Source organism: Streptomyces bikiniensis (assembly GCF_000716625.1).
Taxonomy (GTDB): domain Bacteria; phylum Actinomycetota; class Actinomycetes; order Streptomycetales; family Streptomycetaceae; genus Streptomyces; species Streptomyces bikiniensis.
This window is the reverse complement of record NZ_JNXJ01000060.1, coordinates 23,601-29,600: the sequence shown is the minus strand read 5'-3', so window position 1 is coordinate 29,600 and position 6,000 is coordinate 23,601. Positions and strand designations below refer to the sequence as shown.

Here is a 6,000-nt window from a genome sequence, read left to right as displayed (position 1 = left end):
CCCCCACTACCGGCCCGCCACCCGCCCCCAGCCGAAGGGCGGCACGTCCGTCCTCACCACGACGCTGGTGATCATCGCCCCGGCGGTCCTCGCCACCGCGATCCTGCGCTCCCGCTCCCGCTGAACCCACCCGCCCCACCTGCCCCGCCCACCCCACCGATCCCACCGGAGGAATCCGTGTCCGAATGGCTCGTCCTGTCCCTCGCGATGGCGGCGGCCTGTGCCGTCGTGCTCACCATCGTCGTCATCAACCACCGCCGGATCCCCGAGGACGACGACCCCAGCGAGACCCCGGACGTCATCGAGTACATGACGATGATGATCGGCGTGATCTACGCCATCGTCCTCGGTCTGGCCATCGCCGGCGTCTGGGAGGCGCGGGGCGCCGCCCAGGAGACCGTGCGGCAGGAGGCCCAGGCGCTGCACGAGATCTCGGCCCGCGCCGAGGTCTACCCGCAGGAGGTCCGCGCCCGCATCCGCGCCGACGTCGAGGCGTACGCCTCCCATGTGGTCCACGACGAGTGGAAGCACATGTCCGAGACCGGCGAGCTGAGCGACGAGGGCACCGCGCTCCTGGAGAAGGTGCGCCGGAGCGTCACCGACTACCGGCCGGCGAACGACTTCGAGGGGCAGGCGTACCAGCCCCTCGTGGACCAGGTGGCCGCCGTCGACGACGCCCGGAACGCGCGCGGGCAGAACGCGGGCGAGACCATGCCGGGGGTGGTGTGGTTCGGCCTGATCGTCGGCGCCCTGGTGACGGTCGGCCTGATCTTCACGCTCCAGATCCGCAGGACCGGGCGGGAACTGCTGCTCGCCGGGCTCTTCAGCGTCCTCATCGCCTTCCTGCTCTTCCTCATCTGGGATTTCGACGCCCCGTACGGCCGGGGCATGTCGGCCACCACCACGCCGTTCACCGACCTGTTCCCGCGGCTCGACGGATGAGGAGCGCCACCCGGGTGGGCCGCACGGGGGACACGCGTGACCCGTTCGCACCTCTGGGATCGCGGGCGTGGTGACGCGCTCCTAGCGTTTCGGGCATCGAGGTGCACGCAGGCCCTTCGCGGGAACCCCCTTCCGCGGCTGCCCCTCGGGACCCGGAGGATTCACCATGCGCGCGATACGTGCCGCATCCACCGCCCTGCTGGGGGTGGCCGCCTTCGCCCTGGCCGCCCCCTTCGCCGTCGCGACGGAGGGTGCCCCGGCACCCAACCCGCGGGCGAGGGGCGCCAAGGCCCCGGGCGATTTCGTCGTTTCGCCCTCGGTCGTCTCGCCCGGCGGCCGGGTGACCCTGAGCGCCCCCGGCTGCGCCAGCACCGCGACGGCCGCGGCCGGTGTCTTCGACACCGCCGTCATCGCCCCCGGGGCGACGGCGACCGCCACCGTGGACCTGGACGTGCGGCCCGGCAGCGTCTACACGGTCGCGTTCAACTGCACGGGCGGCGTCCAGGACACCGTCGACCTCACGATCGCCGGCGGTGCCACGGCCACTCCCACCGCCACCCCGACGATCCGCTCCACGATCCTCACTCCCCCGCGGGGCGTGCAGGGCGGTCTCGGCGGTTCGGTGGACGACGGGGCCGGTCCCGTCGAACTGGCCGCGGGCGGAGCGCTCGTCCTGGCCGCCGCGGGCGGCGTCTTCTACGTGGTGCGCCGTCGCACCGCCGCGTCCCGGCGCCACTGAGGTGCGGCGGGACGCGGGGGCGCGGGCGCCCTCGGACGCCCGTCGCCCCCGGGTCCTGACGAGGACCCGGGGGCGACGGGCACGGCGGGCCGACCGGGAGGTTCGGCCGGTCAGACCCCCGCACCGGTCACACGGCGGCGGCGGGCGATGAAGAGGCCGCCGCCGAGCGCGGCCGCGGCGACCAGGCCGCCGCCGATGGCCATCTCGGTGGAGCTGGGGGCCAGCGAGCCGCCGAGGCCGCCCTGCGCGCCGCGGCCCGGGAGGACCCGGAACGACTGGGTGACCACGGAGGAGCTGCCGTTGCACCGGACGGCCAGGTTGTAGTTGCCCGGGGTGGCGTGGTTGTAGACGCGGGCGACGGCGGTGGAGACGCCGTTGTTGTTGCCCGACAGGGTGGTCTCGGGGAAGGCGTTGGACGTGACCGTGCCGCCGCGGTTGCAGCCACGCGCGGTGATCGTGAGCGTCGAACCGGGGTGGACGTCGTAGGGGTTGACGGTGACGTCGGTCGGGCCGCCGTTGCCGCCACCGTTCCCACCGCCGTTCCCACCGCTGTTACCGCCGCTGAGGACGGTGGTCGGCCCGTGGTCGGCGGCGGCGAGGGGGGCCGCGAGCCCGACCGCCGCGATCGCGGTGGCGGTCACCGCCAGAGTGCGTGCAGCACGCATGGTTGAACCTCCAGTGGAAGACGCCCCAAAGCGGTGCTCCGGGAGTTTCGACGAGTACGCCTTCCATGACGAACCATCACCATTCGTGACGGAACACGCATGTCGGCACTGGGCCACTCCGGTGAGGCGACACGCCGGGGCGGAGGGTCCCGGACGTGCCGTAGGCGCAGGTCAGGGGCTTCTGAGCTGCTTATCTGACGATTACTCGGATGGGTCAGCCCGGCGTCACCCACCTGTCGGCCCGTCCGGCGGCCGTCCGGCGGCCCTCAACCGCCCTCAGCCGGTCCTCAGCCGTTCCTCAGCCGCTCCTCCGCCGGTCCGTGCGTCGTCCGCCCGGGGTGGTCCGGGAGGGGCGGGCCCCACCCGTTCGGACCGTCCGGCGCGACGTACCGCCGGGCCGCCCTTACCGTTCTGACGACGCCACGAAGGGAGAACCATGCCCCCGAAGGACTTCCGCGTCTCCGAGCGCAGGAGACTCCAACCCTGGGGTGTCCTGGCCCTCGCCATGCTGTCCGGGCTCGCGATGATGCGCAACGGGGTGGACGTCGCCTCCGGGCCGCCGCAGCCCGCCGCGGCCGCGCGGCCGGCGGCGCTCCCGACCGCCCCGGCGGCCCCCTCCGCGGCCACCGGCCTGGAGCCGCTGCCCTTCGCCCCGGCCTCCCGGATCAAGATCCCGGCGATCCGGGTCGCGGCCCCGATCATGGACGTGGGCCTGGACCCGGACGGCTGGGTGGCGGCGCCCCCGCCCCAGGACGCCAACCTCGCCGGCTGGTACCAGAACGGCATCTCCCCCGGCCAGCGCGGGACCGCCGTCGTCGTCGGACACGTCGACAACACCCAGGGCCCGGCGGTCTTCTACGGTCTCGGCTCCCTGGAGAAGGGCCAGCACGTCGAGGTCGAGCGGTACGACGGCCGGGTCGCGGTCTTCGAGATCTACGGCGTCGAGGTGTACGCGAAGGACAACTTCCCCGGCGTGCGGGTCTACGCCGACACCGGGCAGCCGGAGCTGCGGGTCATCACCTGCGGCGGCGGGTACACGCGCGCGCGTGGGTACGACGGGAACGTCGTCGTCTACGCCCGGATGGTCGGCTCCCGCTGACCCGCCGTCACGAGAGGAAAGGGGCCCGGCACCTGAAGTGCCGGGCCCCTCTCCCGTGTCCGGCCGGTCAGCGCCGGGGGACGGTGACGTGGTAGCCGGCGTCGAGGAGTTCGGGCAGGTAGCGGCGGAGCGCGGCCACGCTCTGGGAGCGGTCGCCGCCCGCGTCGTGGTTGAGGACGACGACGCCGGGGGCCGCGCCGTCCAGGACCCGGCGGACGATGGAGTCGGTGCCGGGCTCCTGCCAGTCCAGGGTGTCGACGGTCCAGGCGAGCGGCTCCATGCCGAGTTCGGCGCCGATCTCGAAGGAGTGCCGGTTCCAGGCCCCGTAGGGGGCGCGGTACCAGAGCGGGGCCGTGCCGAGGGCCCGTTCGACGACCTCGCTGGTGGAGCCCAGCTCGTCGCGGATGCGGGAGGGCCGCAGCCCGGGGATCAGGGGGTGGGACCAGGAGTGGTTGCCGACGACGTGCCCCTCCGCGGACATGCGCCGCAGCAGGTCCTGGTTCTCGACGGCCATCTCGCCGCAGACGAAGAACATCGCCCGGCAGTCGTACCGGCGCAGGGTGTCGAGGATGCCGGGGGTGTAGCGGGGGTCGGGCCCGTCGTCGAAGGTCAGCACCATCGAGCGGCCGGCCCCGGAGACGCTGAGGAAGGGCCGCTGCCGCACGGGCGGCAGCGCGCGCCGGTACGCCGGGGGCGCGTAGGCGGTCATCGGCTGGAGGCGGTACGCGTTCGGGTGCAGCCGGGCGGTCCCCGCCTGCGGACCGGCGGCCGGGCCCGCAGACCCGGGTCCGGCCCCGGTCCCGGTCCCGCTTCCCGGGGCGCCGCCGGGGCCGGGACCGGCGGCCCGGTCGGGGGCGGAGAGCCGGTCCGCGGCGAAGACTCCGACGGCGGCGGTGGCGCCGAGCGCGGCGGCCAGCCGCAGCACCGCTCGACGCCCGTTGGGCATCTGATCCTTTTTCATGACCAATGGTTCGTACGGATGAGGGTCGACGCGGCTCAGCGACACCGGCCGCCCGTCCGAAAGCACCCGTTGGGCGGACAGTCGCGAAGGGCGACCGGACAGCGGGGCCACCGGTTCGCCGGCCCGGTGGCCGCCGTACCGCCGCCCGCCCCTGCGCACCCGTCCGTTCGCCCGTCTACTTGCCCATCACGAGGCCGTCCTCGCCGGCGCCCCGGTTGAGCACCACCCTCCGGATCGTGTCGCGGATCGCGGCCAGGCGCGGGTCCCCGCCGGTGTCGGCGCCGAGGTTGACCACCCGGCCGCGCCCGGTGTCGAACCACTGGGGGACGAACTCGGCCCGGGTGACCTCCCAGCGCCCGCCGGGGGTACGGGGCGGAGCGAAGGTGAAACGTCCGATGCTGCCCTGGTTGCCGCGCGGGTCGTGGACGCCCTGGTGGTTGATCATGTCGCCGGCGATCTGGTCGCCCATCCCGTAGACCACCCAGGTGCCGTTGACCTTCTCGTAGGCCTGAGGAACGTGGGCATGCGTACCCAGGAGAAGATCGATGTCCGGGCGGCCGCCGGTCCGCGAGGCGGTCAGCGCCCGGCCGAGGGAGAGCTGCCGCTCGTCCGGCTCGGTCTGCCACTCGGTGCCCCAGTGGACGCTGACCACGACCACGTCGGCGCCGGCCGCGCGGGCCGCGCGCGCGTCGGCGACCACCCGCCGCTCGTCGAGCAGGTCGACCGCCCAGGGCCGCCCCTTCGGGAGCGGGTGGCCGTTGGTGTCGTAGGTGTAGGCGAGCTGGGCGACGGTGGCGCCACCCGCCTCCATCAGGGTGGGCCGGGCCGCCTCCTCGGCCGTACGGGCCGATCCGGCGTGGCGGATGCCGACCGCGTCGAGGGCGTCGAGGGTCCGGCCGAGGCCCGCCGCCCCGTCGTCGAGGGTGTGGTTGGAGGCGGTGGAGCAGGAGTCGTACCCGGTCTCCTTGAGCCCGGCGGCGACCTCGGGCGGGGACTTGAAGGCGGGGTAGCCGGTGTAGGGCCCGCCCTTCTCCCCGTACACGGTCTCCATGTGGCAGAGGGCGAGGTCGGCGCCGGAGACGACGGACTTCACGCCGGCGAGCATGGGGCGGAAGTCGTGGCCGGCGCCCGCGGAGTCCTCGGCCGCCCTGCGGATGATGGAGTCGTGCGGGAGGACGTCCCCGGAGGCCACGAGGGTGAACCCGGCGGGCGCGGAGGCCGCGCCGGGGGCGGCGGAGGGTCCGGTGGGGCGTCCGGCGGCTCCCGGAGCGGTGGCCTTCGGGGTGGCGTCGCCCGCGGCCGGACCGCTCCCGCCGCCCGTGCCGCTTCCGCCGGTGCAGCCGGTCGCCGCCGCGAGCAGGACGGCGGCGAGCGCGGCCGTCCTGCTCGCGGGCCTGGTGCGTGAGGTCATGTGCGGCACTCCACCCAGATCATGTGATGAACATCTGTTCTGAAGAATTGATCCCGGAGAGAAGCCGCAGTCAAGGGTCAAGGCCGCACAAGCCCACGAACCCCGCTGAAACGGACGCAGTGACTCCGTCCGACCGTTCGCCGTACCATTCGCCGCTCGGTGCGACCGTTCGTCGCAGACCGA

Annotated in this window: 6 protein-coding genes; 3 read left to right on the top strand and 3 right to left on the bottom strand. The window is 74.1% G+C overall.

The features are described from left to right. The first annotated feature begins 177 nt into the window (after positions 1 to 177). Together OO47_RS30725 and OO47_RS30720 are read left to right on the top strand one after the other, a co-directional pair. The gene (locus OO47_RS30725) at positions 178 to 942 is read left to right on the top strand and encodes a bestrophin-like domain (RefSeq protein WP_030219913.1); all 765 of its coding nucleotides are present in this window, start codon (positions 178 to 180) and stop codon (positions 940 to 942) included. Between the two features lie 166 nt (positions 943 to 1,108). After that, positions 1,109 to 1,681: a hypothetical protein gene (locus OO47_RS30720; protein WP_030219914.1), complete on the top strand. Its 573-nt coding sequence runs from the start codon at positions 1,109 to 1,111 to the stop codon at positions 1,679 to 1,681. Positions 1,682 to 1,791: 110 nt separating this feature from the next. On the opposite strand, the gene OO47_RS30715 is transcribed toward OO47_RS30720, so the two are convergent. Next, positions 1,792 to 2,346 (bottom strand): hypothetical protein, encoded by a 555-nt coding sequence (locus tag OO47_RS30715; RefSeq protein ID WP_030219918.1) that lies wholly within the window; start codon positions 2,344 to 2,346, stop codon positions 1,792 to 1,794. Between the two features lie 436 nt (positions 2,347 to 2,782). Here OO47_RS30715 and OO47_RS30710 point away from each other — a divergent pair, with 436 nt between their 5' ends. Beyond that, positions 2,783 to 3,445: a class F sortase gene (locus tag OO47_RS30710; protein WP_030219920.1), complete on the top strand. Its 663-nt coding sequence runs from the start codon at positions 2,783 to 2,785 to the stop codon at positions 3,443 to 3,445. A gap of 67 nt (positions 3,446 to 3,512) precedes the next feature. On the opposite strand, the gene OO47_RS30705 is transcribed toward OO47_RS30710, so the two are convergent. Further along, positions 3,513 to 4,406 (bottom strand): polysaccharide deacetylase family protein, encoded by an 894-nt coding sequence (locus OO47_RS30705; RefSeq protein ID WP_033210905.1) that lies wholly within the window; start codon positions 4,404 to 4,406, stop codon positions 3,513 to 3,515. 175 nt (positions 4,407 to 4,581) lie between these two features. After that, positions 4,582 to 5,817: a CapA family protein gene (locus OO47_RS30700; RefSeq protein ID WP_030219925.1), complete on the bottom strand. Its 1,236-nt coding sequence runs from the start codon at positions 5,815 to 5,817 to the stop codon at positions 4,582 to 4,584. Positions 5,818 to 6,000: the final 183 nt, after the last annotated feature.